Source organism: Pseudomonas sp. B28(2017) (assembly GCF_002113025.1).
Classification (GTDB): Bacteria; Pseudomonadota; Gammaproteobacteria; order Pseudomonadales; family Pseudomonadaceae; genus Aquipseudomonas.
The window spans coordinates 453,490-478,617 of sequence record NZ_NEJH01000003.1 but is presented as its reverse complement, the minus strand read 5'-3'; the positions used below and the strand labels follow the sequence as shown (position 1 = coordinate 478,617).

The window sequence follows — 25,128 nt, the reverse complement described above, 5'->3', positions numbered from 1 at the left end:
ACGATCAACCGGCCAGCACGTTGTTCAGGGTCTTGATCAGGGTGTCTTCATCGACCGGTTTGGTCAGGTAGTCCCTGGCACCCTGGCGCGTGCCCCAGACCTTGTCGGTTTCCTGATCCTTGGTGGTGATGATGATCACCGGGATATGCCCGGTGTCCGGGTCCTTGGTCAACTGGCGGGTCGCCTGGAAGCCGTTGAGGCCGGGCATGACAATGTCCATCAGAACCGCATCGGGCTTTTCCTGGCGGGCCAGGGCGACACCGTCGGCACCGTTTTCGGCTTTCAACACTTCATGACCGTGCTTTTCCAGCATGCCGGTCAGTTTGTACATTTCGGTCGGCGAATCATCGACGATCAGAATACGTGCCATGGTCTTCCCCATTCTTGTCGACGCCGGGCCCGATGGCCGAGCGTCACTGTGCGTGTCCTACTGCGGCAAAACGGCAGCGAAACCAGGAACATGGGCCTGGATCGCATCAAGCAATTCTTCCTTGCTGAAAGGCTTGGTCAAAAACTGGTCGGAGCCGACGATGCGCCCCTTGGCCTTGTCGAACAGCCCGTCCTTGGACGACAGCATGATCACCGGCGTGGACTTGAACGCACTGTTGTTCTTGATCAGGGCGCAGGTCTGGTAGCCATCCAGACGCGGCATCATGATGTCGACGAAGATGATGCCGGGGTGGTTATCGGCAATCTTGGCCAGGGCATCAAAACCGTCGATGGCCGTGATGACCTCACAACCCACGCTCCTGAGCAGCGTTTCGGCGGTGCGACGGATCGTCTTCGAATCGTCGATCACCATGACCTTCAAGGCGCTGGGATGCTGTTCCATAAAATGCTCTACCGTCGCCTTTGCGAAACAAATTGTCCGTTTGCCGGTTAACGCGGCTCGAAACCCTTGATGTTCAAGGGCTAGCACGACATGGCAGCCTTTTTAGCACAGTCTCCAAAACCAATCTATCGGCCGGCTTGCAAGGTGGTTTTTCCTTGACCGGGAACACACTCGGCGCCACTCTGACGCCACTTTTATACGGCCCTTTGTAGGAGCGAGCTCGCTCCTACAGAGATCGACATAGCCCCCCAATTTCGAGGAAACACCCATGAGCGTTCGCGTCGGGATTGTCATGGACCCTATCGCCAGCATTTCCTATAAAAAGGATAGCTCGCTGGCCATGCTGCTGGCCGCGCAGAAGCGTGGCTGGGAGCTGTTCTACATGGAACAGCGCGACCTGTATCAGGGCGAAGGCCAGGCGCGGGCGCGGATGCGTCCGCTGCAGGTGTTTGCCAACCCGGAAAAATGGTTCGAACTGGGCGCTGAAAGCGATGCGTTGCTGAGCGATCTGGACGTGATCCTGATGCGCAAGGATCCGCCGTTCGACCTGGAGTTCGTCTACTCCACCTATTTGCTGGAACAGGCCGAGCGCGCCGGTGTGCTGGTGGTCAACAAGCCGCAAAGCCTGCGCGACTGCAACGAAAAGCTGTTCGCCACACTGTTTCCGCAGTGCACGCCGCCGACCGTGGTCAGCCGCCGCGCCGACGTACTGCGTGAGTTCGCCGCCAAACACGGCGATGTCATCCTCAAGCCGCTGGACGGCATGGGCGGCACGTCGATTTTCCGTCACCGCGCGGGCGATCCGAACCTGTCAGTGATCCTCGAAACCCTCACCGCCCTCGGTGCCCAGCAGATCATGGGCCAGGCCTACCTACCAGCGATCAAAGACGGCGACAAGCGCATCCTGATGATCGACGGCGAGCCTGTGGATTATTGCCTGGCGCGGATTCCGGCCCAGGGCGAAACCCGCGGCAACCTGGCCGCCGGTGGCCGTGGCGAAGCCCGACCGCTGACCGACAAGGACCGCTGGATCGCGGCACAAGTCGGCCCGACCCTGCGTGAAAAGGGCCTGCTGTTCGTGGGTCTGGACGTGATCGGCGAGCACCTGACCGAGATCAACGTCACCAGCCCGACCTGCATTCGCGAGATCGATAATGCGTTCGGCACCGACATCGGCGGCCTGTTGATGGATGCCATCGATCAGAAGCTCAAGGCTCGTTGATTAGCCAAACCAACATTGCGTTATCATGCGCGGCCTGTGAAAACGCGATGTTGGTTTCCTTGTCATGACACTCCCGTCCGATCTGCCTGCCGAACTCGCCCACCGTGGCGTGCGCCCGGTCGATCGCCTCGGTTTTACCCTGTTTCTGGCAGCGCTGATCCACCTGGCCTTGCTGCTGGGTGTCGGGTTTGCAGTGGTCGAGCCCAAACAGATCAGCAAAACCCTGGAAATCACCCTCGCCACCTTCAAAAGCGAAAAGAAGCCTGAGAAAGCCGATTTCCTGGCCCAGGAGAATCAGCAAGGCAGCGGCACCCTGGATAAAAAGGCGATTCCCAAGACCACCGAGGTCGCGCCATTCCAGGACAACAAGGTACAGAAGGTCACACCACCGCCGGCCGCAAAGCCTGACGTGCAGGAAGCGCCACCGAAGGCGGCCGTGACCACCGTGGCGCCGAAGCCGAAAAAAGCCCCCGCCAGGACCGAGGAGCCCAAGACCGAGGTCAAACCCCAGGTCCAGGCGCCGACGTTCGACAGCGAGCAGCTGTCCAGTGACATCGCCAGCCTCGAAGCGGAACTGGCCGCCGAACAACAGCTATACGCCAAACGCCCGCGCATTCACCGCCTGAGCGCGGCCTCGACCATGCGCGACAAGGGCGCCTGGTACAAGGACGAATGGCGCAAGAAAGTCGAGCGCATCGGCAACCTCAACTACCCCGATGAAGCGCGGCGCAAACAGATCTACGGCAACTTGCGCCTGATGGTATCGATCAATCGCGACGGTTCGCTGTATGAAGTGCTGGTGCTGGAGTCTTCCGGCCAGCCGCTGCTGGACCAGGCCGCGCAGCGGATTGTCCGGCTGGCAGCGCCATTCGCACCGTTTACCGGGGATTTGTCGGATGTTGACCGACTGGAGATCATCCGCACCTGGAAATTTGCCCGCGGCGATCGCCTCTCCAGTAATTGAACACCCCCGCTCCCACAGGAATCTGAGTTATTGGCGGGTTTCGGGGCATTTCCCATGCATCCCCAGCTTGTCAGTTCGCCCCCCGAACGCCACACTAGCGCACATGAAAAACGTCAGCCCCAGCTACCTCAAGCATCAATTCCTGATCGCCATGCCACACATGGCCGACCCGAACTTTGCGCACACCTTGACCTACATCGTCGAGCACACGGCCAATGGTGCCATGGGGCTGGTGGTCAACCGTCCGCAAGAGCTGAACCTGGCCGATATCCTCGAGCAATTGCGCCCGGATATCGAACCGCCGGCGCTCTGCCAGCATGTGCCGATCTTTATCGGCGGCCCGGTGCAGACCGATCGCGGTTTTGTCCTGCACCCTTCGGGCAAGACTTTCCAGGCAACCGTTGATCTGGAAGACGACTTATCCCTGTCGACCACCCAGGACATACTGTTCGCCATCGCTGACGGCGTCGGCCCGGAAAAAAGCCTGATTGCCCTCGGCTATGCCGGTTGGGAAGCCGGGCAACTGGAGGCCGAACTGGCGCAGAACGCCTGGCTGACCTGCCCGTTTGACGCCGACATCCTGTTCAACACCAGCAGCGAGCTGCGCCTGGAAGCAGCGGCCAAACACCTTGGCATCAACCTCAGCCTGCTCACCAGCCAGGCAGGGCACGCCTGATGGCCCTGCGGCTGATTCTCGGATTCGACTACGGCACCAGACAGATCGGCGTTGCGGTCGGCCAGGTGGTGACCGGCCAGGCCCGCGAGCTGTGCACCCTGAAAGCGCAGAACGGCATTCCTGACTGGAATCAGGTCGAAGCGCTCATCAAAGAATGGAAACCCGATGCCGTGGTCGTCGGCCTTCCGCTGAACATGGACGGCACGCCCAGTGACATGTGCGCCCGCGCGGAAAAGTTCGCCCGGCGCCTTAATGGACGCTTCAACCTGCCCTTTTATACCCACGATGAACGCCTGACCACCTTCGAGGCCAAGGGCGAACGCCTGGCTCGTGGCGGCCAGAAAGGCAGTTACCGCGATAACCCGGTCGATGCCATTGCCGCCGCCCTGCTGCTGCAAGGCTGGCTCGACGAGAATGGCGCACTGTTCGAATCCTGAAGAGCCGCTGCGCGCCTCTACTTAGCTACAACCCGAGCCACCAGCAGCACAACCGGCCCGGGCCCAAGAAGGAGCAACCATGAGCCTGCCCAATCCCGCCGAACTGATCAGCCAAATGGCGACTCGACTTGACGCCTATCTGGCCAAACGAGGCATTAGCGACCCGCGCTTCATCGGCATCCGCACCGGTGGCGTCTGGGTGGCCCAGGCCCTGCTCAAGGAACTGGGCAGCGCGGAGCCTCTCGGCACCCTGGACGTTTCCTTCTACCGCGACGATTTCAGCCAGAGCGGCCTGCACCCGCAGGTTCGCCCTTCGGCGCTGCCGTTCGAGATCGAAGGCCAGCACCTGGTGCTGATCGACGACGTGCTGATGAGCGGCCGGACCATCCGCGCCGCCATGAACGAACTCTTCGACTACGGCCGCCCGGCCAGCGTGACGCTGGTGTGCCTGCTGGACCTGGACGCCGGTGAACTGCCGATCCGCCCGAACGTGGTTGGCGCCACCCTGTCGCTGGCGGCCCACGAACGGGTGAAGCTGTCCGGCCCGGAGCTCGCGCTCGAACTGCAAGACCTCGCCCTTTAATTCGCCCTATTGAGAGTCCCCCTTGCGATGACGCCTCTAGAAACCAAGCGCCCGCTGCAGCTCAATGATCAGGGCCAGCTGCGCCACTTCCTCTCGCTCGACGGTTTGCGCCGCGAGCTGCTGACGGAAATCCTCGACACCGCCGACTCCTTCCTCGAAGTCGGCGCCCGGGCCGTGAAAAAAGTCCCGTTGCTGCGCGGCAAGACCGTGTGCAACGTGTTCTTCGAGAACTCGACCCGTACCCGCACCACTTTCGAACTCGCGGCCCAGCGGCTCTCGGCGGACGTGATCACCCTCAACGTGTCAACGTCGTCGGCGAGCAAGGGTGAAACCCTGCTCGACACCTTGCGCAACCTGGAAGCCATGGCCGCCGACATGTTCGTTGTGCGCCACGGCGATTCCGGTGCCGCGCACTTCATCGCCGAACACGTTTGCCCGCAAGTGGCGATCATCAACGGCGGTGACGGCCGGCATGCGCACCCGACCCAGGGCATGCTCGACATGCTGACCATCCGCCGGCACAAGGGCGGCTTCGAAAACCTTTCGGTGGCCATCGTCGGCGACATCCTGCATTCGCGGGTTGCGCGCTCGAACATGCTGGCCCTGAAAACCCTCGGTTGCCCGGACATCCGCGTGATCGCACCGAAGACCCTGCTGCCGATCGGTATCGAGCAATATGGCGTGAAGGTCTACACCGACATGACCGAAGGCCTGAAAGACGTCGACGTGGTGATCATGCTGCGTCTGCAGCGTGAACGCATGACCGGCGGCCTGCTGCCGAGCGAAGGCGAGTTCTACCGCCTGTTCGGCCTGACCACCGCGCGCCTGGCCGGCGCCAAGCCCGATGCCATCGTGATGCACCCGGGGCCGATCAACCGTGGCGTGGAAATCGAATCGGCGGTGGCCGACGGCCCGCACTCGGTGATCCTCAACCAGGTGACCTACGGGATCGCCATTCGTATGGCGGTACTGTCCATGGCCATGAGCGGGCAGACTGCGCAACGCCAATTCGAGCAGGAGAAAGCCCAGTGAAGCTCAGCATTCTCGGCGCCCGCGTGATCGACCCGGCCAGTGGCCTGGATCAAGTGACCGATATCCACATTGAAGCCTGCAAGATCGTCGCCCTTGGTGCTGCGCCAGCCGGTTTTGTCGCTGTCGACACCATCGACGCCAAAGGCCTGGTGGCCGCTCCCGGCCTGGTCGACCTCAACGTTGCCCTGCGCGAGCCGGGTTATAGCCGCAAAGGCTCGATTGTCAGCGAAACCCGCGCGGCGGCGGCTGGCGGCGTGACCAGCCTGTGCTGCCCGCCGAAGACCAAACCGGTGCTGGACACCTCCGCGGTGGCCGAACTGATCCTCGACCGCGCCCGTGAGGCCGGCAACACCAAAGTCTTCCCGATTGGCGCCCTGAGCAAAGGTCTGGACGGTGAACAGCTGGCAGAGCTGGTAGCACTGCGAGATGCCGGCTGCGTGGCCTTCGGCAATGGCCTGGAGAGTTTCCGCAATACCCGCACCCTGTGCCGGGCGCTGGAATACGCAGCGACTTTCGACCTGACAGTGATTTTCAACTCCCAGGATCACGACCTGGCCGAGGGCGGCCTGGCTCACGAAGGCCCTACCGCCAGCTTCCTTGGCTTGCCGGGCATTCCGGAAACCGCGGAAACCGTGGCCCTGGCCCGGGACCTGCTGCTGGTGGAACAGACCGGCGTGCGCGCGCACTTCAGCCAGCTCACCAGCGCTCGCGGCGTAGCCCTGATCGCTCAGGCCCAGGCCCGTGGCTTGAAGGTCACAGCGGATGTCGCCCTGTACCAGTTGATCCTGACCGACGAAGCGCTGATCGATTTCAGCAGCCTCTATCACGTCCAGCCACCGCTACGTACCCGCGCCGATCGCGAGGGCCTGCGCGCAGCGGTGAAATCGGGCGTGGTCTCGGCCATCTCCAGTCACCATCAACCCCACGAGCGTGACGCCAAACTGGCACCGTTCGGCGCGACCGAGCCGGGCATCAGCAGCGTCGAACTGCTGCTGCCACTGGCAATGACCCTGGTCGAAGACGGCTTGCTGGACCTGCCGACGCTACTGAAACGCCTGAGCGTCGGCCCTGCCGAGGCCTTGCGCCTGCCGGCAGGCAAACTGGCGGCGGGTGGTGCGGCGGACATCGTGCTGTTCGACCCGACGGCCTCGACCCTGGCGGGTGAAAGCTGGCTGTCCAAAGGTGAAAACTGCCCGTTCATCGGCCACAGCCTGCCGGGCGTGGTGCGTTACACCCTGGTGGATGGACGAATCAGTCACCAGGCCTAACTCCGCGTCGCCTGCATTCGCGAGCAGGCTCGCTCCCACATTGCAATGCATTCTTCTGTGGGAGCGAGCCTGCTCGCGAGACTTACTAAAAGGCACCGCGACTCTGTGCATTACGCAGTGAAACCTGGTCACTCAATGTCCAGAAGTCATGCAGCCCTCCTGCCCTTCCTCCACTGTCTTTCCCAAAACAGCACATCCGCATCAAGAACATTTCTACAAGCGACGGCGAATAAAACCATCCAGCGAACAGAAATTCCTGACTTCTCATCACCCGCGCGAAAGGAACTTCGCAACATACAGAAACAGCCTACAAAGTTATTGAATGCAGATTCAACACCCATCATTTAGTATAAAAACAGCTAAGGAAAAATCAGGCGGCTTTACAGTTAACCCTGGGTTCAACTGGGGAGCCCACTCGATTGCAGACTGGCATGAAGCCGGTGAAGCCATCATCACCAACGACGGGCAAACTTACTCACCGCCACTGCGCGATGGCCCCGTCATCTCCTCAGCCGCAATGGATATGCTCCATGATTGATTAAAACGAAAAGTGGTATAAAAGCCTTTACTTATGAGCTTTCTACACTCAGGAAGAGCCACATGAAGACTCTCTACAAACACCTGAACTACATCTACCCTTTACTTTTAGCGATCACTTCCAGCGTAGCAATATTCACCATAGAAAGAAATTTGAGCGCAGGCATTTACGACATAGATCGAGACTCAATCGGAATACCAATAGGCGCAATCCTGATTGCGGGCTTAGTGTTATTCATATTTCACCTAATGCAAATATTTTTATACAGAAAAGCCCGCCACACCAATTCAACCTTGATAAAAATATCAGCATTAATAGTTGCAGTTGCATCGCTTGCGATTCTCGCCGACAGCATAAATTACTGGACCATCCCAAACCACTTCATCATTTCAATCTTATACAGCTTCAGCACAATGGCATTTTTAACGCTTCAGCTTCAATTACTGAAAGCATTTCAGTAACCACTCATAGGCTGTAACTCAAGCAGACGGATAGCTGGATCAATCACCAGACGTAAACCCTGCGGCGAGAGGGCCTGCCCCCTCGCCGCAGAAATCAGCGACTCTGTGCGTTACGCACGGAGACTTGGTCATTCAACGTCCAGAAGTCATACAGCACGCCAATAAAGAACAACCCGCCCGTCAGCAGGTACAGCAGCCCACTGATCCATTTCCCCTGATACATCCGGTGCACGCCAAACACCCCGAGAAACGTCAGCAGAATCCACGCCACGTTGTATTCGATCGGCCCGGCGGTGAACCTCAGGTCCGCTTCACGGTCCATGGACGGGATCAGGAAAACGTCGATCAGCCAACCGATACCCAGCAAGCCAAAGGTGAAGAACCAGATCGTCCCGGTCACCGGCTTGCCGTAATAGAAGCGATGAGCGCCGGTAAAACCGAAAATCCACAGCAGGTAACCGATCACTTTGCTGTGGGTATCTTGCTGCTGGACAGCCTGTTGATAGGGGTTCATGAATGACCTCGATTCGCGCGATAGATAAATATTCTTCATTTCTTTGTGACTTTTTTACAGGCACCCGACGTATGGCAGGTGCTACCTTCACTCCCGTCAAAGCCTTGTAACACCTGACTTGTGTCGGACAATCGCGCCTATTTGCCGCTATTTTGCCGCCATTGTCCCCCAGGTTGAATCGACCAACGGCCTCGGAAGCGGCAAAAAAGCTGTTATAAAGTTGCGCGCTAACTTATTAAGAGCCTTGCCTAATGCGTTCATTTTTCAAGACATGGCTAACCATTTGCCTTTTGATGCCACTGGCCGCCCACGCCACCAATCGTGAGCAACGTCTTCCCAACGTTAATGGTTACACCCCCAAACCCCATGTTTCTGCTCTTTCGAGCAAAGACAAAAAATCCGCCAAATATGCTCCGACTCTGGCCAGCGACAAAAGCGGCCTGGTTCCAGCAATGGGCACCAAGGAAAGCAGCAACGTGCTGAGTCGCGCCGTGAACGTCCTTGGCACTCCCTATCGTTGGGGCGGCAGTAGCCCAAGCAAAGGTTTCGATTGCAGCGGCCTGGTGAAATACGCGTTCAACGACGCCACGTTCGACCTGCCACGCACCTCCAACGCCATGGCCAGCGGTCATGGGGAGAAAGTCGATCGCGACGACCTGAAGCCGGGCGACCTGATTTTCTTCAATATCAAGAGCCGTCGGGTCAATCACGTTGCCATTTACCTGGGCAACGACCGTTTCATCCACGCGCCACGTCGTGGCAAGTCGGTGTCCATCGACACTTTGAAGAAACCGTACTGGGAAAACCACTACGTGGTTGCCAAACGGGTTCTGCCGAAAGAGCCGAATCAGTTGCGGGTTGTTCAGCGCTGATTTGAACTTCCGGGGTCGGCCTCGGGAATTGCTTTGAATATGATGGCCTCATCGCGGGCAAGCCCGCGATGGCGTTTCTGGATTATCAAAAATTATCCGGTGACCGCGCCTTCTCCTGTGCATGATCACGACTGATCAAGCCCTTGGCCACCAAGCCCTTCAAGCTCATATCCAGCGTCTGCATTCCCAACGCCCCTCCCGATTGAATCGCCGAGTACATCTGCGCCACCTTGTCCTCGCGGATCAGGCTCCGGATCGCCGATGTCCCCAGCATGATCTCGTGGGCCGCGATGCGCCCGCCACCGACCTTCTTCACCAGCACCTGGGACACCACCGCCAGCAGCGATTCGGAGAGCATCGAGCGCACCATCGACTTCTCGTCCCCCGGAAACACGTCGACCACCCGGTCGATGGTTTTCGCTGCCGACGTGGTGTGCAGCGTGCCAAACACCAGATGGCCGGTTTCAGCAGCAGTCAGCGCCAGGCGGATGGTTTCCAGATCGCGCATCTCCCCCACAAGAATCACATCCGGGTCCTCCCGCAGTGCCGAACGCAACGCGGTGGCGAAACTACGGGTATCGCGATGAACTTCACGCTGATTGATCAGGCATTTGCGCGACTCGTGAACGAATTCGATAGGGTCCTCGATGGTGAGGACGTGGTGATGGCGATGGGTATTGAGGTAATCGATCATCGCCGCCAACGTGGTGGATTTGCCGGAACCGGTCGGGCCGGTCACCAGCACCAGGCCACGGGGAGCGTCGGTCATCTTGCGAAACACTTCTCCCATGCCCAGTTCTTCCATGCTCTGCACTTTTGACGGGATGGTGCGAAACACGGCGCCCGCGCCACGGTTCTGATTGAACGCATTGACCCGAAAACGCGCCACACCGGGCACCTCAAAGGAAAAGTCGGTTTCCAGGTGTTTCTCGAAGTCCACCCGTTGGGTGTCGTTCATGACGGAATGAATCAGCGCCTGCACCTGCTGGTGATCCAGGGCCGGCAGGTTGATGCGTCGCACATCGCCATCCACCCGAATCATCGGCGGCAGGCCGGCGGACAAGTGCAGGTCGGACGCGCCCTGTTTAGCGCTGAACGCCAGCAGTTCGGTGATATCCATTGCGCCCCTCAATTCCAGTAGAATGCCGCGAACCTTCAGACCGCTGGCGCCTCTTGATGTCCACCATAGCAGACAACATTCTCGAAGTTAGTTCGCGCATCCATGCCGCGACACTCGCCGCCAACCGCGCCGAAAACTGCGTCCAGCTGTTGGCCGTGAGCAAGACCAAACCCGCACAAGACCTGCGTGAAGCCTACGCCGCCGGCCAGCGCGACTTTGGCGAGAACTATCTGCAGGAAGCGCTGGGCAAGCAGCTCGAACTGACCGACCTGCCCTTGATCTGGCACTTCATCGGCCCCATTCAATCGAACAAGACTCGTGCTATCGCCGAGCACTTCGACTGGGTGCATTCCGTGGATCGCCTGAAAATCGCACAACGCCTGTCCGAACAACGTCCCGCCGATTTGCCGCCGCTGAACATCTGCATTCAGGTCAACGTGAGCGGTGAAGCCAGCAAATCCGGTTGCACCCCGGCCGACCTGCCGGCCCTGGCCAGTGCCATCAACGCCCTGCCGCGCTTGAAGTTGCGCGGGTTGATGGCCATCCCCGAGCCGACTGAAGATCGCGCCGCCCAGGATGCCGCGTTTGCTGCCGTGCGCGACTTGATCAAAAGCCTGCAAGCCAGCCTGAACCTGCCGCTCGACACACTTTCCATGGGCATGAGCCACGACCTTGAGTCGGCCATCGCCCAGGGCGCCACCTGGGTCCGCATCGGTACGGCCCTGTTTGGTGCCCGCGACTACGGCCAGCCATGAACCATGGCTGACACACTTCTGAATAAGGACCTGACATGAGCAAGACACGTATTGCCTTTATCGGTGCCGGCAACATGGCCGCCAGCCTGATTGGCGGCCTGCGGGCCAAGGGTCTGGAAGCCGCACAGATCCGCGCCAGCGATCCGGGCGAAGAGACCCGCGCCCGCGTGAGTGCTGAACACGGCATCGAAACCTTCGCCGACAACGCCCAGGCCATCAATGGCGCCGACGTCGTCGTCCTCGCGGTCAAGCCCCAGGCGATGAAAGCCGTGTGCGAAGCCCTGCGCCCAAGTCTCAAGCCCGATCAACTGGTGGTTTCGATTGCTGCGGGCATCACCTGCGCCAGCATGAACAACTGGCTCGGTGCCCAGCCGATCGTGCGCTGCATGCCCAACACCCCGGCGTTGGTGCGTCAGGGCGCGAGCGGCCTGTTCGCAACAGCCGAAGTGTCAGCTGAACAGCGTCAGCAGGCCCAGGAGCTGCTATCCGCGGTCGGCATCGCCTTATGGCTCGATGAAGAGCAGCAACTGGACGCCGTCACCGCCGTTTCCGGCTCGGGCCCGGCGTATTTCTTCCTGCTGATCGAGGCCATGACCGCTGCCGGCGTGAAACTCGGCCTGCCAGCGGACATCGCCGCGCAACTGACGCTGCAAACCGCACTGGGCGCCGCACACATGGCGGTCTCCAGCGACGTCGATGCTGCCGAGCTGCGCCGCCGCGTCACCTCGCCTGCGGGCACCACGGAAGCTGCAATCAAGTCGTTCCAGGCCAATGGCTTTGAAGCCCTGGTTGAAAAAGCACTCGGCGCTGCCGCGCATCGCTCGGCCGAGATGGCCGAACAACTGGGTCAATAAGGAGCTTTTCATGATTGGATTGAACACCGCAGCGGTCTACGTGCTGCAAACCCTCGGCAGCCTGTACCTGCTGATCGTGCTGATGCGCTTCGTGCTGCAACTGGTGCGGGCGAACTTCTACAACCCGATCTGCCAATTCGCCGTGAAGGCCACCCAGCCGCTGCTCAAGCCGCTGCGTCGGATCATCCCGAGCGTGTTCGGTCTGGACATGTCCTCGCTGGTGCTGGCGATCCTGGTGCAACTGGCGCTGATGGCCCTGACCCTGCTGCTGACCTACGGCACTACCGGCAACCCGCTGCAACTGCTGATCTGGTCGATCATCGGTGTGACCGCGCTGTTCCTGAATATTTTCTTCTTTGCCCTGATCATCAGCGTGATCCTGTCCTGGGTCGCCCCGGGCAGCCATAACCCGGGCGCCGAACTGGTGAACGACATCTGCGAACCGGCCCTGGCGCCGTTCCGCAAGTTCCTGCCAAACCTTGGCGGGCTTGATCTGTCGCCGATCTTTGCGTTCCTGGCGATCAAACTGATTGACATGCTGGTGATCAACAACCTCGCCGCCATGACCATGATGCCGGCAATCCTCCGCGTGCTGATCTGACCCGGTGAGCTGGTTTCGCTGGGACGGTGACGACCTGATTCTGGAATGTCACCTGCAACCGGCAGCCCGTAGCGATGATTTCTGCGGGCTGCACGGCGATCGCCTGAAGATCCGCCTGACCGCGCCGCCAGTCGAGGGCAAGGCCAACGCGTACCTGATAGCCTTTCTGGCCAAGGCCTTTGGCGTGTCCAAGAGCCAGGTCAGCCTGATCAGTGGCGAGTTGAACCGGCAGAAACGGGTGCGAATCTGCTCACCGAAGAAGTTGCCGGATTTGCCGGGACTGGTGCGACAGCCTGGCTGACCGCGATGGCCGCGCCTCGGTCTGACAGGAAACAATCAGGCCCGACCTTTGCTTGCCGCTAACCCCAGCGGTCTTTAGACTTACGCCTCATTTCAATGAGAGCAGGGTCGATGCCAGCTGCCTTTCCCCCCGATTCTGTTGGTCTGGTGACGCCGCAAGTGGCGCATTTCAGCGAGCCACTGGCTTTGGCCTGTGGACGTTCGCTCCCGGCCTATGACCTGATTTACGAAACCTACGGCACGCTGAATGCCACGGCGAGCAATGCCGTGCTGATCTGCCACGCCTTGTCCGGGCACCACCACGCCGCCGGCTATCACAGCCCCGACGACCGCAAGCCCGGTTGGTGGGACAGCTGCATCGGCCCCGGCAAGCCAATCGACACCAACAAGTTCTTCGTGGTCAGCCTGAACAATCTCGGCGGCTGCAACGGCTCCACCGGCCCGAGCAGCATCAACCCCGAGACCGGCAAGCCGTTCGGCGCCGACTTCCCGGTCTTGACCGTCGAGGATTGGGTGCACAGCCAGGCGCGTCTGGCAGATCGTCTCGGCATCGCTCAGTTCGCGGCCGTGATCGGCGGCAGCCTCGGCGGCATGCAGGCGATGCAATGGAGCATCACCTACCCCGACCGCATCCGTCACTGCCTGGCCATCGCCTCGGCACCCAAGCTGTCGGCACAGAACATCGCGTTCAACGAAGTGGCGCGCCAGGCAATCCTCACCGACCCTGAATTCCACGGCGGTTCGTTCCAGGAACACAACGTGATCCCCAAGCGCGGCTTGATGCTGGCGCGGATGGTCGGGCACATCACCTACCTGTCCGACGACTCCATGGGCGAGAAATTCGGCCGCGGGCTGAAGAGCGAGAAGCTCAACTACGACTTCCACAGCGTCGAGTTCCAGGTTGAAAGCTACCTGCGCTATCAGGGTGAAGAGTTCTCCGGGCGCTTCGATGCCAACACCTATCTGTTGATGACCAAAGCGCTCGATTACTTCGATCCGGCGGCGAACTTCGACGATAACCTGGCGAAAACCTTTGAAGGTGCCAAAGCTAAGTTCTGCGTGATGTCGTTCACCACCGACTGGCGCTTCTCCCCTGCCCGCTCGCGGGAACTGGTGGATGCACTGATGGCCGCGCGCAAGGACGTCTGCTACCTCGAGATCGACGCACCGCAAGGCCACGACGCCTTCCTGATTCCGATCCCGCGCTATCTGCAGGCATTCGGCAATTACATGAACCGCATTACGCTGTGAGAAAGCCATGAGAGCTGATCTGGAAATCATCCAGGAATGGATCCCCGCCGGCAGCCGAGTGCTCGACCTCGGGTGCGGCGATGGCGAACTGCTGACCTGGCTGCGCGATAACAAGCAAGTCACCGGTTATGGCCTGGAAAACGACGCCGACAACATCGCCGAGTGCGTGGCCAAGGGCATCAACGTCATCGAACAGGACCTGGACAAGGGCCTGGGCAACTTTGCCAGCAACAGTTTCGACATCGTGGTCATGACCCAGGCACTGCAAGCGGTGCACTACCCGGACAGGATCCTCGACGAAATGCTGCGCGTCGGTCGCCAGTGCATCATCACCTTCCCCAACTTCGGTCACTGGCGCTGCCGCTGGTACCTGGCGAGCAAGGGCCGGATGCCGGTTTCCGAGTTCCTGCCGTACACCTGGTACAACACGCCCAACATTCACTTCTGCACCTTCGCGGACTTTGAAGCCTTGTGTCGCGAACGTGAAGCGAAGGTCATTGATCGACTTGCCGTGGATCAACAGCATCGGCACGGGTGGGCCAGTAAGCTATGGCCTAATCTGTTAGGTGAGATCGGAATCTACCGCGTCAGCAGCCCGGGACTTTCCGACCACAAGGTCGCGGTCTGATCCACCCTATTGCAAGGAGAACGATCATGGGTCGTCTAGCGTTATTTCTACTCACTGCCTGCCTGAGCGTTACCACCATGGCCGCCGACGTCATCAAGGGCGAGCGCAAGGAAACCTTCGGTGACGTGACGGTGCATTACAACACCTTCAACTCCACCTACCTGACCCCGGACATTGCCAAGTCCGCCGAACTGATCCGCAGCAAGAACCAGGGCGTGATCAACATTTCGGTACTCAAGGAAGGCAAGCCACTGATGGCCCAGGTGAGCGGCTCGGTCAAAGACCTGACCAGCCAGACCGTACCACTGAAATTCAAACAGATCACCGAACAAGGCGCGATCTACTACATTGCGCAATACCCGGTGGATCAGCAGGAAGTCCGCACCTTCGATATCAAGGTGCAGACCGGCGACAAAACCAACACCATCAGTTTCCAACAAGAGCTTTTCCCCGGCCAATGATGAATTTCACGCAACTCGTACTGGCCAGCCATAACGCCGGCAAACTCAAGGAACTCCAGGCCATGCTCGGCGAATCGGTGCAACTGCGCTCGATCGGCGAGTTCAGCAGCGTCGAGCCTGAAGAAACCGGTCTGTCGTTCGTCGAGAACGCCATCCTCAAGGCCCGCAATGCCGCGCGCATTTCCGGCCTGCCGGCACTGGCCGACGATTCCGGGCTGGCGGTGGATTTCCTCGGCGGAGCGCCAGGTATCTACTCGGCGCGTTATGCCGACGGCCGGGGCGATGCGGCGAACAACGCCAAGCTGCTCGACGTGTTGAAGGACGTACCTGAAGCCGAGCGTAGCGCGCAGTTCGTCTGCGTACTGGCACTGGTGCGCCACGCCGATGATCCGTTGCCGATCCTCTGCGAAGGTTTGTGGCACGGACGCATCCTGACCCAGGCCAGCGGCGAACACGGTTTCGGCTACGACCCGCTGTTCTGGGTGCCGGAGCGCGATTGCTCCAGCGCGGAACTCAAGCCCGGCGACAAAAACCAGATCAGCCACCGCGCCCGTGCAATGGATCTGCTGCGCCAGCGTCTGGGATTGAAATGACTTCTGAATCATCCGCGTCGCCGCTGATCTTCGGCGGCGCGCAATCTCCTCGGGCGGCCTTGCCTGTGCTACCGCCCCTGGCGCTGTACATCCACATCCCGTGGTGCGTGCGCAAATGCCCTTATTGCGACTTCAACTCCCACACCGCCAGCCCTGTGCTGCCGGAAGAAGAGTACGTCGACGCCTTGCTGGCCGATCTCGACCAGGACCTGCACGCCGTCCATGGTCGTAAGCTGAGTTCGATCTTCTTCGGTGGCGGCACGCCGAGCCTGTTCAGCGCCGAGGCGCTGGGCCGTTTGCTCAAGGGCGTCGAGCAACGCATCCCGTTTGCCAGCGACATCGAAATCACTCTGGAAGCCAATCCGGGGACGTTCGAGCAGGACAAGTTCGTGGCGTACCGGAAACTGGGGATCAATCGCCTGTCGATCGGCATCCAGAGCTTTCAGCAAGAAAAGCTCGAGGCCCTGGGACGGATTCACAACGGTGACGAAGCCGTACGCGCCGCCGGCATGGCGCGGCAGGCCGGGTTCGACAACTTCAACCTGGACTTGATGCATGGCTTGCCGAATCAGTCCCTGGACGATGCCTTGGCTGACCTGCGCACAGCTATCGCCCTGAAACCGACACATCTGTCGTGGTATCAACTGACCCTGGAACCGAACACGGTGTTCTGGAACCAGCCGCCGACGCTGCCGGAAGACGACACGCTGTGGGACATTCAGGAGGCCGGGCAAGCGCTGCTGGCCGAACACGGTTATGTGCAATACGAAGTCTCGGCCTATGCCCTGCCCGGTCGACCAGCGCGACACAACCTCAATTACTGGAGTTTTGGCGACTTCATTGGCATCGGCGCCGGCGCCCACGGCAAGCTCAGTCATCCGGACGGGCGCATCATCCGCACCTGGAAGACCCGCCTGCCGAAGGACTACCTGAATCCGGCGAAAAGCTTTAAGGCCGGCGAGAAAGCGCTGAGCAATGAAGAGATGCCGTTCGAGTTCCTGATGAACGCGCTGCGCCTGACTGAGGGTGTCGAATCGCGGCTGTACCCGGAACGCACGGGCATGACGCTGGACAGCCTCGCCGAAGGTCGCCGCGACGCAGAACAAAGCGGCCTGCTACAGGTCGAACCGTCACGTCTGGCGGCCACCGAGCGCGGACAGTTGTTCCTCAACGACTTGCTGCAGAAATTTCTGACATAAGGAAATCGAATGGATCTGATACTCGACCTGCTGGCCACAGTATCCCGCTGGAGCCGCAGCAACCTCTCGGAAATCGCCCTGGCCCTGGTGGGCTGCCTGCTCGTGCTGTTTGGTGCGGATTTCAAAGGCTGGGTCGAGCAGCGCCTGGGCAGCATCGCCGGCGCCTTGCGCGTGCCGCTGATGTCCCTGCTGTGCATGATCGGCAGCGGCGCGGCGCTGATCTACGCCACACCATGGGTCGTGCGCGGCTTGAGCCAGTTCAACAACTACAGCCTGGCGCCGGTTCTACTGGTGGTACTGGTGTTGATTGGCGTCGTAGCCGACCGTCGCTGAGTTTTTGAGCAACACAAAACCACTGTAGGAGCGAGCCTGCTCGCGATGGTCGTCAACGATGACGCGTGGATTCTGAATGCCCGCGTCGCTCTCGGATTCATCGCGAGCAGGCTCGCTCCTACAGTTTGGATTGTGTGAAGCTTAGGACTGTTTTTCGAACTTCAAATCCCACACCCCATGCCCAAGCCGTTCGCCACGGCGTTCGAACTTGGTGATCGGGCGCTCGGCCGGACGTGGTACGCACTTGCCGTCTTCGGCAAGGTTGCGGTAACCCGGCGCAACGTTCATCACTTCCAGCATGTATTCGGCGTACGGTTCCCAGTCGGTGGCCATGTGCAGAATGCCGCCAACCTTCAACTTGCTTCGCACCAGTTCAGCGAAGGACGCCTGAACGATACGACGCTTGTGGTGACGGCTCTTGTGCCACGGGTCCGGGAAAAACAGCATCAGGCGATCGAGGCTGTTATCGGCCACGCAGCGGTTGAGCACTTCGATGGCATCGCAATCGTAGACCCGCAGGTTGGTCAGACCCTGGGTCAGCACGCCATTGAGCAGCGCCCCGACACCCGGACGGTGAACCTCGACGCCGATGAAATCCTGATCCGGAGCCGCCGCTGCCATTTCCAACAGCGAATGGCCCATGCCGAAACCGATTTCCAGCGAGCGCGGCGCCGAGCGACCGAACACCTGGTCGAAGTCGACCGGCGCGTCGGCCAGCGGCAGCACGAACAGCGGCGCGCCCTGCTCCAGGCCGCGTTGCTGGCCTTCGGTCATGCGCCCGGCGCGCATCACGAAACTCTTGATGCGGCGGTGTTGGCGCTCGTCGCCTTCTTCCGTCTGGATAGGCGTGTCGTTCGATTCAGTCATCAATGGCTCTTACTTGATCAGACCATCCAGCGGCGAAGAGGCGCTGGCATAGAGTTTTTTCGGCATACGGCCGGCGAGGTAGGCCAGGCGGCCTGCGACGATCGCATGTTTCATGGCTTCAGCCATCATGACCGGCTGCTGGGCGTGAGCGATGGCCGAGTTCATCAGCACCGCATCACAACCCAGCTCCATGGCGATGGTGGCGTCGGAAGCGGTACCGACACCGGCATCCACCAGCACCGGGATTTTGGCTTCTTCGAGGATGATCTGCAGGTTGTACGGGTTGCAGATCCCCAGGCCCGAACCGATCAGACCGGCCAGCGGCATGACCGCGATGCAGCCGATTTCCGCCAATTGCCGGGCAATGATCGGGTCATCACTGGTGTAGACCATCACATCGAAGCCTTCCTTGACCAGCGTTTCGGCGGCCTTGAGGGTTTCGATCACGTTGGGGAACAGGGTTTTCTGATCCGCCAGCACTTCCAGCTTCACCAGGTTGTGGCCATCGAGCAGCTCACGGGCCAGGCGGCAGGTGCGCACGGCCTCGATAGCGTCGTAGCAACCGGCTGTGTTCGGCAGGAAGGTGTAGCGATCCGGCGACAGCACCTCAAGCAGGTTCGGTTCGCCTTCGATCTGCCCGAGGTTGGTGCGGCGCACGGCGAAAGTGACGATTTCGGCACCCGAGGCTTCGATGGCCTGACGGGTTTCTTCCATGTCACGGTACTTGCCGGTACCGACCAGCAACCGCGACTGGTAAGTACGACCGGCCAGGACGAAAGGCTTGTCGCTACGAACGATGCTCATGGGAAATCCTCTGTAGGGGTGAGGTTCTTGCAGAATTCTGCGGCCAATCGGCCGAGGCCGTTAGCCGCCGCCGATGGCGTGTACCACTTCGACGTTGTCGCCGTCGTTCAACGTGGTGTCTGCGTGCTGGCTGCGCGGGACGATATCCAGATTGAGTTCGACCGCCACCCGGCGTCCGGTCAGGTCCAGACGGGTCAGCAGGGCCGCAACGGTTTCACCGTCGGGCAGTTCAAAGGATTCGCCGTTCAACTGAATGCGCATGCCGGATGCCGCCATCATTTTTAGGGGCAGGCATTCTAGCCCGATCGTGACCTAAAGGTCAGCAATAAGCGTCAAGTGGTCAGCGGCAAGCGCCAGGCGGCGAGGCCCAGGCAGAGCCAACCCGCGAGGAAGGCCAGACCGCCAAACGGGGTGACGATGCCAAGCTTGCTGATACCCGTCAGCGTCAGCACGTAAAGACTGCCGGAGAACAGCAGGATCCCGACGGCAAACGATGCGCCGGCCCAGCCGACCAAACGACCGGGAACCTGCGTGGCCAGCAGCGCCACACCCAGCAGCGCCAGGGTGTGCACCAGATGATAGGTGACGCCGGTATGAAAAATCGTCAGATATTCAGGTGTCAGACGGTTCTTCAGGCCGTGGGCGGCAAAGGCCCCAAGGCCGACACCGGTGAAGCCGAAAAAAGCAGCCAGCATCAGAAAGCCACGCAGCATGCAGAACTCCAGTCAGACTCGATCAACAGGGTCTGTATAATGGCCCGCTCAACAGGTTCGGCCAAGCCATCTCTATGCTGCGTATCTATTTTCGTCTTTTCACCAAGGCCGTGCTCTGGTTCATGGGTGGCAGCGTATTGCTGGTGCTGATCTTTCGCGTGGTGCCGCCACCAGGGACGGCGCTGATGGTCGAACGCAAGATCGAGTCCTGGTTCGATGGCGAACCCATTGACCTGCAACGGACCTGGAAACCCTGGGACGAGATCTCCGATGACCTGAAAGTCGCCGTGATTGCCGGAGAAGACCAGAAGTTCTCCGAGCACTGGGGCTTCGATATCGGCGCGATTCAGGCAGCGTTTGCCCATAACGAGCGCGGCGGTTCGATCCGTGGCGCCAGCACTCTGAGCCAGCAAGTCTCGAAAAACCTGTTCCTGTGGTCCGGCCGCAGCTGGCTGCGCAAAGGCCTGGAGGCCTGGTTTACTGCGTTAATTGAAGTGCTCTGGCCCAAGCAGCGGATTCTTGAGGTTTATCTCAATAGCGTCGAATGGGATGATGGGGTGTTTGGTGCAGAGGCCGCAGCCCGGCATCACTTCGGCGTAAGCGCCCGCTCCTTGTCCCGCCAACAGGCCAGCTTGCTGGCGGCAGTGTTGCCGAACCCGCGAGTGTGGAGCGCCAGTCACCCTACTTCCTACGTCGCGCGTCGTGCCGGCTGGATACGGCGGCAGATGAGCCAGCTGGGTGGTGACAGTTATCTGGTTGGGCTCAACGATTCCCGCCGGGCGCCGTGGTCCCCATAACACGCCACGACCCCTTGCAGGAGCGAGCCAGCTCGCGAAAAACCCAGGGGCGCCGCTGGGCATCTGGTTTTACGCGTTATCGTTCACGACCATCGCGAGCACGCTCGCTCCTACAAGGGGTCGTGGCATGATCAGGAATAGCAGGAACAAACAAAAACGCCCCGATCAATGATCGGGGCGTTTTTGTTTGCCTGCTCGCCAGTTACGCGGCGATCGACAACTTGAGCTTGTTCATCGCGCTCTTCTCGAGCTGGCGAATACGCTCGGCCGACACGTTGTACTTCTGCGCCAGGTCATGCAGCGTGGCTTTTTCTTCCGCCAGCCAGCGCTGGTAGAGAATGTCACGGCTGCGCTCGTCCAGCACTTCCAGCGCTTCGTGCAGGTTGTGGTTGGAGTTGTCGCTCCAGTCTGCGTCTTCAAGTTGACGCGCCGGGTCGTACCGGTGGTCTTCCAGATAGTTGGCCGGCGACTGGAATGCACTGTCATCGTCCGCTTCGGCAGCCGGGTCGAAGGCCATGTCATGGCCGGTCAGGCGACTTTCCATCTCGCGTACTTCCCGAGGCTCTACACCCAGGCTTTCCGCTACGCGATGAACTTCCTCGTTATTCAACCAGGCCAGACGCTTCTTCTGGCTGCGCAGGTTGAAGAACAGCTTGCGCTGGGCCTTGGTGGTCGCGACTTTCACGATGCGCCAGTTGCGCAGGATGAACTCGTGGATTTCCGCCTTGATCCAGTGCACGGCAAAGGACACCAGGCGCACACCCATTTCCGGGTTGAAGCGCTTCACGGCCTTCATCAGGCCGACGTTACCTTCCTGGATCAGGTCAGCCTGAGCCAGACCATAGCCGGAATAGCTACGGGCGATATGTACGACAAAACGCAGGTGGGCGAGCACCATCTGCCGAGCCGCCCCCAGATCCTGCTCATAATAGAGACTCTCGGCCAGTTCACGCTCCTGCTCCGGCGACAGCAATGGAATGCTGTTGACGGTGTGCACATAGGCCTCCAGGTTCGCACCCGGGACCAGAGCATATGCAGGTTGCAAAGAATTGGTCATACGAAAAAACCTCCGACTTACAAACTCGTGCAGTTCAGCACTGCGAAAATTGACCGGAAACCGAAAGACAAGTTCCCAAAAACGCTGAAAGGTCAATACGAGCAAAATGATACTACTTAGGCGCAAGCTCCCTCAGGTGGCGTGCGACTGCAATCCATGCACCGATATACCCCAACAGCACCGCGCCAAGCAAGAGAGACAGACCGTCGGCAACTGGCACTCCAGCCAGCGCAAAGTCACTGCCGTACAAACCGGCCAGCCCCACCACCGCGTCGTTCAGCCAGTCAAGGCCGAACGCCAGTACGCCCCAGGACAGAACCCCCGCACCGAAGCCATACAGCGCGCCCATATATAGAAAGGGCCTGCGTACATAGCTGTCAGTGCCGCCGACCAGTTTAATCACTTCTATCTCTGTGCGGCGGTTTTCAATATGAAGACGAATGGTATTGCCTATCACCAAAAGTAATGCAGAAACCAGAAGCACGGTCAGACCGAAGACAAAACGGTCACCCAGCTTGAGGATGGCGGCCAGGCGCTCGACCCAGACTAAATCAAGTTGCGCCTGCTGTACCTTTGGCAACTCGGAAAGTTTTTGTCTTAATGCTTCAAGGGCCGGCTTGTCGACTTCAGTCGGCGTTACCAACACCACGCCAGGTAGCGGGTTCTCCGGCAGCTCCTTGAGCGCCTCGCCCAGACCGGACTGTTGCTGGAACTCTTCCAGTGCCTGCTCCCGGCCAACATATTCGGCCTCGGCGACACCAGGCATGCCCTTGATCTGATCGCGCAACGCCTCGCCTTGCGCTGGGCTCGCCTCGATTTCCAGGTACAGGGAAATCTGCGCCGCGCGCTGCCAGGAACCGCCCAGACGCTCGACGTTACTTAGCAAAAGTGACAGGCCCATGGGCAAACTCAGGGCCACCGCCATCACCATGCAGGTGAAAAAGCTGCCGATGGGTTGTTTACCCAGGCGACGCAGACTGTCCACCAGGCTGGCACGATGGCTTTCGATCCAGGCACGGAACAACGTGGCGAAGTCCGGCCCGTCGTCATCGTCGTGTTTTTTCTTTTGCGGTTGCGGATCGGCGGCTTTCGGGGCCACGCGCTCGGAAACCTTCGGGCTGCGGGTAGCACTCATACGGCAGCCTCCCCGTCGCCGATCAATCGGCCGCGCTGCAGGGTCAGCATGCGGTGACGCATGCGGGCGATCAGGGCCAGGTCGTGACTGGCGATCAACACGCTGGTGCCCAGACGGTTGATGTCTTCGAACACACCCATGATTTCGGCAGCCAGACGCGGGTCGAGGTTACCGGTCGGTTCGTCCGCCAGAAGCAAGGCCGGGCGGTGGACGATGGCGCGGGCGATACCGACGCGCTGCTGCTGACCAGTGGACAGGTCACCCGGGTACAGATCGGTTTTATCCGACAGCGCCACGCGCTCCAGTGCCGAGTCCACGCGCTTGGCGATCTCGGCCTTGGACAGGCCCAGGATCTGCAAAGGCAACGCAACGTTATTGAACACCGTGCGATCGAACAGCAACTGGTGATTCTGGAACACCACGCCGATCTGCCGACGCAGGAAAGGTATCTGCGCGTTGCTGATAGTGCTCAGGTCTTGCCCGGCGAGCAGCAACTTGCCGCTGGTCGGACGCTCCATGGCCAGCAACAGGCGCAACAGGGTGGATTTACCGGCACCGGAATGGCCGGTGACAAACAGAAACTCGCCACGACGGACTCGAAAGCTCAGCTCATGCAAGCCGACGTGACCGTTCGGGTAGCGTTTACCGACCTGTTCGAAACGAATCATGAACGCTCCCGTTCGGCAAACAATGCCTGGACAAAGGGTTCTGCTTCAAAGGTACGCAAATCGTCGATGCCTTCGCCGACGCCGATGTAACGGATCGGCAAGCCGAATTGCTTGGCCAGGGCGAAAATTACCCCGCCTTTCGCGGTGCCGTCGAGCTTGGTCAGCGCCAGACCAGTCAGTTCGACGGTCTGGTTGAATTGCTTGGCCTGGTTGATGGCATTCTGGCCGGTGCCGGCGTCAAGCACCAATAGCACTTCGTGAGGTGCGTCGGCGTCAAGTTTACCGATCACCCGGCGAACCTTTTTCAGCTCTTCCATCAGGTTGTCTTTGGTGTGCAGGCGACCGGCGGTGTCGGCGATCAGCACATCGATGCCACGAGCCTTGGCGGCCTGCACGGCGTCGAAGATCACCGAAGCCGAGTCAGCGCCAGTGTGCTGCGCGATCACCGGGATCTTGTTGCGCTCACCCCATACCTGCAACTGCTCCACCGCCGCCGCACGGAAGGTATCACCGGCCGCCAGCATGACTTTCTTGCCTTCCAGCTGCAGTTTCTTCGCCAGCTTGCCGATGGTGGTGGTCTTGCCGGCACCGTTGACGCCGACGACCAGAATCACGAACGGCTTGTTCTGCGAGGCGACTTTCAGCGGCTGCTCGACAGGCTTGAGCATGGCGGCCAATTCGGCCTGCAGGGATTTGTACAGGGCATTGGCGTCGGCCAGCTCTTTGCGTGCGACCTTCTGCGTCAAACGCTGAATGATCACCGACGTGGCTTCTACGCCGACATCGGCGGTCAGCAAACGAGTCTCGAGATCTTCGAGCAGCTCGTCATCAATGACCTTCTTGCCCAGAAACAGGCTGGCCATGCCTTCGCCAATACTGGCGCTGGTCTTGGACAGTCCCTGCTTGAGGCGGGCAAAGAAACCGGCCTTGGTTTCTTCGGTGCGTGCCGACGCGACCGGGGTTTCGACCGGAGCGGGGACGGAAGCAGTTGCTGCAACAATCGGAACTACCGGGGCCACGACGGGCGGGGCAACCGGCTCGATTACAACCGGTGCAGGTGCAGACTCAGCCACAACGACGGGTGCCACCACCGGCTCGACCACCGGCGCATGGACCGGTGCCGGCGTGAACGCTGCCGGGGCCGGGATCGGCGGGGTCACATGGGGTGCCAGGTCATTCTCGACCAGCGCCACCGGCTCTTCTGCCACGGGCAAGGTCAGCCATGGCTCGGCAGCGGTAGTCAGCGGCTGCCCGATGATTTCTCGGGCAGGTTCGGCCTGCTGTTGCAGTACCGGCGCGGGCGCTTGTTCTATTACCGGAGCCGCGGCAGGCGCTGGCTCAGGAATGGGTTGTGGCTGTTCGACGGCGGGTTCCTGCGGCTTTTTGCGCAGCCATCCGAACAGGCTTTTCTTCTCGCCAGCCGCAGCTGGGGTCTTCTTGTCGTCGTTGGAACCAAACATGGAGGACGGCTATCTCACGGTAGCGACGCGCCAATGGCGCCCCGGCAAATAAATATTCGATGCAGAACAGACTGCGATTGACCCAGCTTGTTCACGCGCAACATTTTGTCGAGGTGCTCATCGGCGCCTCAAA

General features: G+C 60.2%; 33 protein-coding genes. 21 read left to right on the top strand and 12 right to left on the bottom strand.

All coding sequences use genetic code 11. The annotated features are described in order from the left end of the window. Positions 1 to 4: 4 nt before the first annotated feature. Together pilH and pilG are read right to left on the bottom strand one after the other, a co-directional pair. The gene (pilH, locus tag CAF65_RS11525) at positions 5 to 370 is read right to left on the bottom strand and encodes a twitching motility response regulator PilH (protein ID WP_085716385.1); all 366 of its coding nucleotides are present in this window, start codon (positions 368 to 370) and stop codon (positions 5 to 7) included. A 57-nt stretch (positions 371 to 427) separates the two neighbouring features. After that, positions 428 to 832, bottom strand: coding sequence for a twitching motility response regulator PilG (pilG, locus tag CAF65_RS11520; RefSeq protein ID WP_085716384.1), 405 nt, complete (start codon positions 830 to 832; stop codon positions 428 to 430). A 268-nt stretch (positions 833 to 1,100) separates the two neighbouring features. Between pilG and gshB the strand changes: the two genes are divergently transcribed. The 9 genes from gshB (at position 1,101) to CAF65_RS11480 (ending at position 8,013) form a co-directional block, all read left to right on the top strand. Continuing rightward, the gene (gene gshB / locus CAF65_RS11515) at positions 1,101 to 2,054 is read left to right on the top strand and encodes a glutathione synthase (protein WP_085716383.1); all 954 of its coding nucleotides are present in this window, start codon (positions 1,101 to 1,103) and stop codon (positions 2,052 to 2,054) included. A 64-nt stretch (positions 2,055 to 2,118) separates the two neighbouring features. Further along, positions 2,119 to 3,018 (top strand): energy transducer TonB, encoded by a 900-nt coding sequence (locus CAF65_RS11510; RefSeq protein WP_085716382.1) that lies wholly within the window; start codon positions 2,119 to 2,121, stop codon positions 3,016 to 3,018. A 103-nt stretch (positions 3,019 to 3,121) separates the two neighbouring features. Next, the gene (locus CAF65_RS11505; protein ID WP_043302493.1) at positions 3,122 to 3,694 is read left to right on the top strand and encodes a YqgE/AlgH family protein; all 573 of its coding nucleotides are present in this window, start codon (positions 3,122 to 3,124) and stop codon (positions 3,692 to 3,694) included. Then, positions 3,694 to 4,131: a Holliday junction resolvase RuvX gene (ruvX, locus tag CAF65_RS11500; protein WP_085716381.1), complete on the top strand. Its 438-nt coding sequence runs from the start codon at positions 3,694 to 3,696 to the stop codon at positions 4,129 to 4,131. The genes CAF65_RS11505 and ruvX overlap by 1 nt, the downstream gene beginning before the upstream one ends. Before the next feature lie 79 nt (positions 4,132 to 4,210). Beyond that, positions 4,211 to 4,714 carry a bifunctional pyr operon transcriptional regulator/uracil phosphoribosyltransferase PyrR gene (gene pyrR, locus CAF65_RS11495; RefSeq protein WP_008019953.1) on the top strand — a complete coding sequence of 168 codons (504 nt, stop codon included), beginning with the start codon at positions 4,211 to 4,213 and terminating at the stop codon, positions 4,712 to 4,714. 27 nt (positions 4,715 to 4,741) lie between these two features. Then, positions 4,742 to 5,746: an aspartate carbamoyltransferase catalytic subunit gene (locus CAF65_RS11490; protein ID WP_085716380.1), complete on the top strand. Its 1,005-nt coding sequence runs from the start codon at positions 4,742 to 4,744 to the stop codon at positions 5,744 to 5,746. After that, a complete protein-coding gene (locus tag CAF65_RS11485) occupies positions 5,743 to 7,014 on the top strand; it encodes a dihydroorotase (RefSeq protein WP_085716379.1) in 1,272 nt (423 codons plus the stop codon). Before CAF65_RS11490 ends, CAF65_RS11485 begins: the two co-directional genes overlap by 4 nt. Positions 7,015 to 7,336: 322 nt before the next feature. Next, entirely contained in the window at positions 7,337 to 7,552 is a 216-nt protein-coding gene (locus CAF65_RS27910) for a hypothetical protein (RefSeq protein WP_143492093.1), read from the top strand. Positions 7,553 to 7,614: 62 nt separating this feature from the next. Continuing rightward, on the top strand, positions 7,615 to 8,013 hold the full coding sequence (locus CAF65_RS11480) for a hypothetical protein (RefSeq protein ID WP_085716378.1): 399 nt from the start codon (positions 7,615 to 7,617) through the stop codon (positions 8,011 to 8,013). Positions 8,014 to 8,107: 94 nt separating this feature from the next. Here the strand turns inward: CAF65_RS11480 and CAF65_RS11475 are convergent, their stop codons facing one another. Further along, the gene (locus CAF65_RS11475; protein WP_085716377.1) at positions 8,108 to 8,527 is read right to left on the bottom strand and encodes an NINE protein; all 420 of its coding nucleotides are present in this window, start codon (positions 8,525 to 8,527) and stop codon (positions 8,108 to 8,110) included. Between the two features lie 251 nt (positions 8,528 to 8,778). Here CAF65_RS11475 and CAF65_RS11470 point away from each other — a divergent pair, with 251 nt between their 5' ends. Further along, positions 8,779 to 9,399 (top strand): C40 family peptidase, encoded by a 621-nt coding sequence (locus CAF65_RS11470; protein WP_085716376.1) that lies wholly within the window; start codon positions 8,779 to 8,781, stop codon positions 9,397 to 9,399. An 85-nt stretch (positions 9,400 to 9,484) separates the two neighbouring features. On the opposite strand, the gene CAF65_RS11465 is transcribed toward CAF65_RS11470, so the two are convergent. Then, positions 9,485 to 10,519, bottom strand: a complete 1,035-nt coding sequence (locus tag CAF65_RS11465; protein WP_085716375.1) for a type IV pilus twitching motility protein PilT — start codon at positions 10,517 to 10,519, stop codon at positions 9,485 to 9,487. A 56-nt stretch (positions 10,520 to 10,575) separates the two neighbouring features. Here CAF65_RS11465 and CAF65_RS11460 point away from each other — a divergent pair, with 56 nt between their 5' ends. The 10 genes from CAF65_RS11460 (at position 10,576) to CAF65_RS11415 (ending at position 17,494) form a co-directional block, all read left to right on the top strand. Beyond that, the gene (locus CAF65_RS11460; protein ID WP_085716374.1) at positions 10,576 to 11,274 is read left to right on the top strand and encodes a YggS family pyridoxal phosphate-dependent enzyme; all 699 of its coding nucleotides are present in this window, start codon (positions 10,576 to 10,578) and stop codon (positions 11,272 to 11,274) included. Positions 11,275 to 11,309: 35 nt separating this feature from the next. After that, a complete protein-coding gene (gene proC, locus CAF65_RS11455; RefSeq protein ID WP_085716373.1) occupies positions 11,310 to 12,128 on the top strand; it encodes a pyrroline-5-carboxylate reductase in 819 nt (272 codons plus the stop codon). A gap of 10 nt (positions 12,129 to 12,138) precedes the next feature. Beyond that, positions 12,139 to 12,729: a YggT family protein gene (locus tag CAF65_RS11450; RefSeq protein WP_085716372.1), complete on the top strand. Its 591-nt coding sequence runs from the start codon at positions 12,139 to 12,141 to the stop codon at positions 12,727 to 12,729. Between the two features lie 4 nt (positions 12,730 to 12,733). Next, positions 12,734 to 13,030 (top strand): DUF167 domain-containing protein, encoded by a 297-nt coding sequence (locus CAF65_RS11445; RefSeq protein WP_085716371.1) that lies wholly within the window; start codon positions 12,734 to 12,736, stop codon positions 13,028 to 13,030. Positions 13,031 to 13,140: 110 nt separating this feature from the next. After that, entirely contained in the window at positions 13,141 to 14,280 is a 1,140-nt protein-coding gene (locus tag CAF65_RS11440; RefSeq protein ID WP_085716370.1) for a homoserine O-acetyltransferase, read from the top strand. A gap of 7 nt (positions 14,281 to 14,287) precedes the next feature. Continuing rightward, the gene (gene metW, locus CAF65_RS11435; RefSeq protein WP_057398144.1) at positions 14,288 to 14,908 is read left to right on the top strand and encodes a methionine biosynthesis protein MetW; all 621 of its coding nucleotides are present in this window, start codon (positions 14,288 to 14,290) and stop codon (positions 14,906 to 14,908) included. A gap of 26 nt (positions 14,909 to 14,934) precedes the next feature. Further along, a complete protein-coding gene (locus CAF65_RS11430; protein WP_085716369.1) occupies positions 14,935 to 15,369 on the top strand; it encodes a DUF4426 domain-containing protein in 435 nt (144 codons plus the stop codon). Then, the gene (rdgB, locus tag CAF65_RS11425; protein WP_085716368.1) at positions 15,366 to 15,962 is read left to right on the top strand and encodes an RdgB/HAM1 family non-canonical purine NTP pyrophosphatase; all 597 of its coding nucleotides are present in this window, start codon (positions 15,366 to 15,368) and stop codon (positions 15,960 to 15,962) included. Before CAF65_RS11430 ends, rdgB begins: the two co-directional genes overlap by 4 nt. After that, positions 15,959 to 17,161: a radical SAM family heme chaperone HemW gene (hemW, locus tag CAF65_RS11420; protein WP_085716367.1), complete on the top strand. Its 1,203-nt coding sequence runs from the start codon at positions 15,959 to 15,961 to the stop codon at positions 17,159 to 17,161. Before rdgB ends, hemW begins: the two co-directional genes overlap by 4 nt. 9 nt (positions 17,162 to 17,170) lie before the next feature. Further along, the gene (locus tag CAF65_RS11415) at positions 17,171 to 17,494 is read left to right on the top strand and encodes a DUF3392 domain-containing protein (protein WP_008019970.1); all 324 of its coding nucleotides are present in this window, start codon (positions 17,171 to 17,173) and stop codon (positions 17,492 to 17,494) included. A gap of 141 nt (positions 17,495 to 17,635) precedes the next feature. Here the strand turns inward: CAF65_RS11415 and trmB are convergent, their stop codons facing one another. From trmB to CAF65_RS11395, 4 genes are all read right to left on the bottom strand, one after another. Continuing rightward, the gene (gene trmB, locus CAF65_RS11410; RefSeq protein ID WP_085716366.1) at positions 17,636 to 18,361 is read right to left on the bottom strand and encodes a tRNA (guanosine(46)-N7)-methyltransferase TrmB; all 726 of its coding nucleotides are present in this window, start codon (positions 18,359 to 18,361) and stop codon (positions 17,636 to 17,638) included. Positions 18,362 to 18,370: 9 nt separating this feature from the next. Next, on the bottom strand, positions 18,371 to 19,165 hold the full coding sequence (locus tag CAF65_RS11405) for a thiazole synthase (protein WP_008019974.1): 795 nt from the start codon (positions 19,163 to 19,165) through the stop codon (positions 18,371 to 18,373). A gap of 60 nt (positions 19,166 to 19,225) precedes the next feature. Next, positions 19,226 to 19,426: a sulfur carrier protein ThiS gene (gene thiS / locus CAF65_RS11400; RefSeq protein WP_007953386.1), complete on the bottom strand. Its 201-nt coding sequence runs from the start codon at positions 19,424 to 19,426 to the stop codon at positions 19,226 to 19,228. A gap of 71 nt (positions 19,427 to 19,497) precedes the next feature. Beyond that, the gene (locus CAF65_RS11395) at positions 19,498 to 19,878 is read right to left on the bottom strand and encodes a DUF423 domain-containing protein (protein WP_085716365.1); all 381 of its coding nucleotides are present in this window, start codon (positions 19,876 to 19,878) and stop codon (positions 19,498 to 19,500) included. A gap of 74 nt (positions 19,879 to 19,952) precedes the next feature. On the opposite strand from CAF65_RS11395, the gene mtgA reads away from it, so the two are divergent. Beyond that, the gene (mtgA, locus tag CAF65_RS11390) at positions 19,953 to 20,675 is read left to right on the top strand and encodes a monofunctional biosynthetic peptidoglycan transglycosylase (RefSeq protein WP_085716364.1); all 723 of its coding nucleotides are present in this window, start codon (positions 19,953 to 19,955) and stop codon (positions 20,673 to 20,675) included. 202 nt (positions 20,676 to 20,877) lie between these two features. Here mtgA and rpoH read toward each other — a convergent pair whose 3' ends face one another. The 4 genes from rpoH to ftsY form a co-directional block, all read right to left on the bottom strand. Beyond that, complete coding sequence (gene rpoH / locus CAF65_RS11385) at positions 20,878 to 21,732, bottom strand: RNA polymerase sigma factor RpoH (RefSeq protein WP_085716363.1); 855 nt, start codon at positions 21,730 to 21,732, stop codon at positions 20,878 to 20,880. Between the two features lie 112 nt (positions 21,733 to 21,844). Further along, positions 21,845 to 22,867: a permease-like cell division protein FtsX gene (gene ftsX, locus CAF65_RS11380; protein WP_085716362.1), complete on the bottom strand. Its 1,023-nt coding sequence runs from the start codon at positions 22,865 to 22,867 to the stop codon at positions 21,845 to 21,847. Next, entirely contained in the window at positions 22,864 to 23,535 is a 672-nt protein-coding gene (gene ftsE, locus CAF65_RS11375) for a cell division ATP-binding protein FtsE (RefSeq protein ID WP_007975383.1), read from the bottom strand. Before ftsE ends, ftsX begins: the two co-directional genes overlap by 4 nt. Next, entirely contained in the window at positions 23,532 to 24,995 is a 1,464-nt protein-coding gene (gene ftsY / locus CAF65_RS11370) for a signal recognition particle-docking protein FtsY (protein ID WP_085716361.1), read from the bottom strand. The genes ftsE and ftsY overlap by 4 nt, the downstream gene beginning before the upstream one ends. Between the last annotated feature and the right edge of the window lie 133 nt (positions 24,996 to 25,128).

Excerpts from the sequence above, each read along its gene's own strand:
- pilH (WP_085716385.1), bottom strand. The coding sequence starts at position 370 with ATGGCACGTATTCTGATCGTCGATGATTCGCCGACCGAAATGTACAAA.
- pilG (WP_085716384.1), bottom strand. The coding sequence starts at position 832 with ATGGAACAGCATCCCAGCGCCTTGAAGGTCATGGTGATCGACGATTCG.
- gshB (WP_085716383.1), top strand. The coding sequence starts at position 1,101 with ATGAGCGTTCGCGTCGGGATTGTCATGGACCCTATCGCCAGCATTTCC.
- CAF65_RS11510 (WP_085716382.1), top strand. The coding sequence starts at position 2,119 with ATGACACTCCCGTCCGATCTGCCTGCCGAACTCGCCCACCGTGGCGTG.
- CAF65_RS11505 (WP_043302493.1), top strand. The coding sequence starts at position 3,122 with ATGAAAAACGTCAGCCCCAGCTACCTCAAGCATCAATTCCTGATCGCC.
- ruvX (WP_085716381.1), top strand. The coding sequence starts at position 3,694 with ATGGCCCTGCGGCTGATTCTCGGATTCGACTACGGCACCAGACAGATC.
- pyrR (WP_008019953.1), top strand. The coding sequence starts at position 4,211 with ATGAGCCTGCCCAATCCCGCCGAACTGATCAGCCAAATGGCGACTCGA.
- CAF65_RS11490 (WP_085716380.1), top strand. The coding sequence starts at position 4,742 with ATGACGCCTCTAGAAACCAAGCGCCCGCTGCAGCTCAATGATCAGGGC.
- CAF65_RS27910 (WP_143492093.1), top strand. The coding sequence starts at position 7,337 with ATGCAGATTCAACACCCATCATTTAGTATAAAAACAGCTAAGGAAAAA.
- CAF65_RS11480 (WP_085716378.1), top strand. The coding sequence starts at position 7,615 with ATGAAGACTCTCTACAAACACCTGAACTACATCTACCCTTTACTTTTA.
- CAF65_RS11475 (WP_085716377.1), bottom strand. The coding sequence starts at position 8,527 with ATGAACCCCTATCAACAGGCTGTCCAGCAGCAAGATACCCACAGCAAA.
- CAF65_RS11470 (WP_085716376.1), top strand. The coding sequence starts at position 8,779 with ATGCGTTCATTTTTCAAGACATGGCTAACCATTTGCCTTTTGATGCCA.
- CAF65_RS11465 (WP_085716375.1), bottom strand. The coding sequence starts at position 10,519 with ATGGATATCACCGAACTGCTGGCGTTCAGCGCTAAACAGGGCGCGTCC.
- CAF65_RS11460 (WP_085716374.1), top strand. The coding sequence starts at position 10,576 with ATGTCCACCATAGCAGACAACATTCTCGAAGTTAGTTCGCGCATCCAT.
- proC (WP_085716373.1), top strand. The coding sequence starts at position 11,310 with ATGAGCAAGACACGTATTGCCTTTATCGGTGCCGGCAACATGGCCGCC.
- CAF65_RS11450 (WP_085716372.1), top strand. The coding sequence starts at position 12,139 with ATGATTGGATTGAACACCGCAGCGGTCTACGTGCTGCAAACCCTCGGC.
- CAF65_RS11440 (WP_085716370.1), top strand. The coding sequence starts at position 13,141 with ATGCCAGCTGCCTTTCCCCCCGATTCTGTTGGTCTGGTGACGCCGCAA.
- metW (WP_057398144.1), top strand. The coding sequence starts at position 14,288 with ATGAGAGCTGATCTGGAAATCATCCAGGAATGGATCCCCGCCGGCAGC.
- CAF65_RS11430 (WP_085716369.1), top strand. The coding sequence starts at position 14,935 with ATGGGTCGTCTAGCGTTATTTCTACTCACTGCCTGCCTGAGCGTTACC.
- rdgB (WP_085716368.1), top strand. The coding sequence starts at position 15,366 with ATGATGAATTTCACGCAACTCGTACTGGCCAGCCATAACGCCGGCAAA.
- hemW (WP_085716367.1), top strand. The coding sequence starts at position 15,959 with ATGACTTCTGAATCATCCGCGTCGCCGCTGATCTTCGGCGGCGCGCAA.
- CAF65_RS11415 (WP_008019970.1), top strand. The coding sequence starts at position 17,171 with ATGGATCTGATACTCGACCTGCTGGCCACAGTATCCCGCTGGAGCCGC.
- trmB (WP_085716366.1), bottom strand. The coding sequence starts at position 18,361 with ATGACTGAATCGAACGACACGCCTATCCAGACGGAAGAAGGCGACGAG.
- CAF65_RS11405 (WP_008019974.1), bottom strand. The coding sequence starts at position 19,165 with ATGAGCATCGTTCGTAGCGACAAGCCTTTCGTCCTGGCCGGTCGTACT.
- thiS (WP_007953386.1), bottom strand. The coding sequence starts at position 19,426 with ATGCGCATTCAGTTGAACGGCGAATCCTTTGAACTGCCCGACGGTGAA.
- CAF65_RS11395 (WP_085716365.1), bottom strand. The coding sequence starts at position 19,878 with ATGCTGCGTGGCTTTCTGATGCTGGCTGCTTTTTTCGGCTTCACCGGT.
- mtgA (WP_085716364.1), top strand. The coding sequence starts at position 19,953 with ATGCTGCGTATCTATTTTCGTCTTTTCACCAAGGCCGTGCTCTGGTTC.
- rpoH (WP_085716363.1), bottom strand. The coding sequence starts at position 21,732 with ATGACCAATTCTTTGCAACCTGCATATGCTCTGGTCCCGGGTGCGAAC.
- ftsX (WP_085716362.1), bottom strand. The coding sequence starts at position 22,867 with ATGAGTGCTACCCGCAGCCCGAAGGTTTCCGAGCGCGTGGCCCCGAAA.
- ftsE (WP_007975383.1), bottom strand. The coding sequence starts at position 23,535 with ATGATTCGTTTCGAACAGGTCGGTAAACGCTACCCGAACGGTCACGTC.
- ftsY (WP_085716361.1), bottom strand. The coding sequence starts at position 24,995 with ATGTTTGGTTCCAACGACGACAAGAAGACCCCAGCTGCGGCTGGCGAG.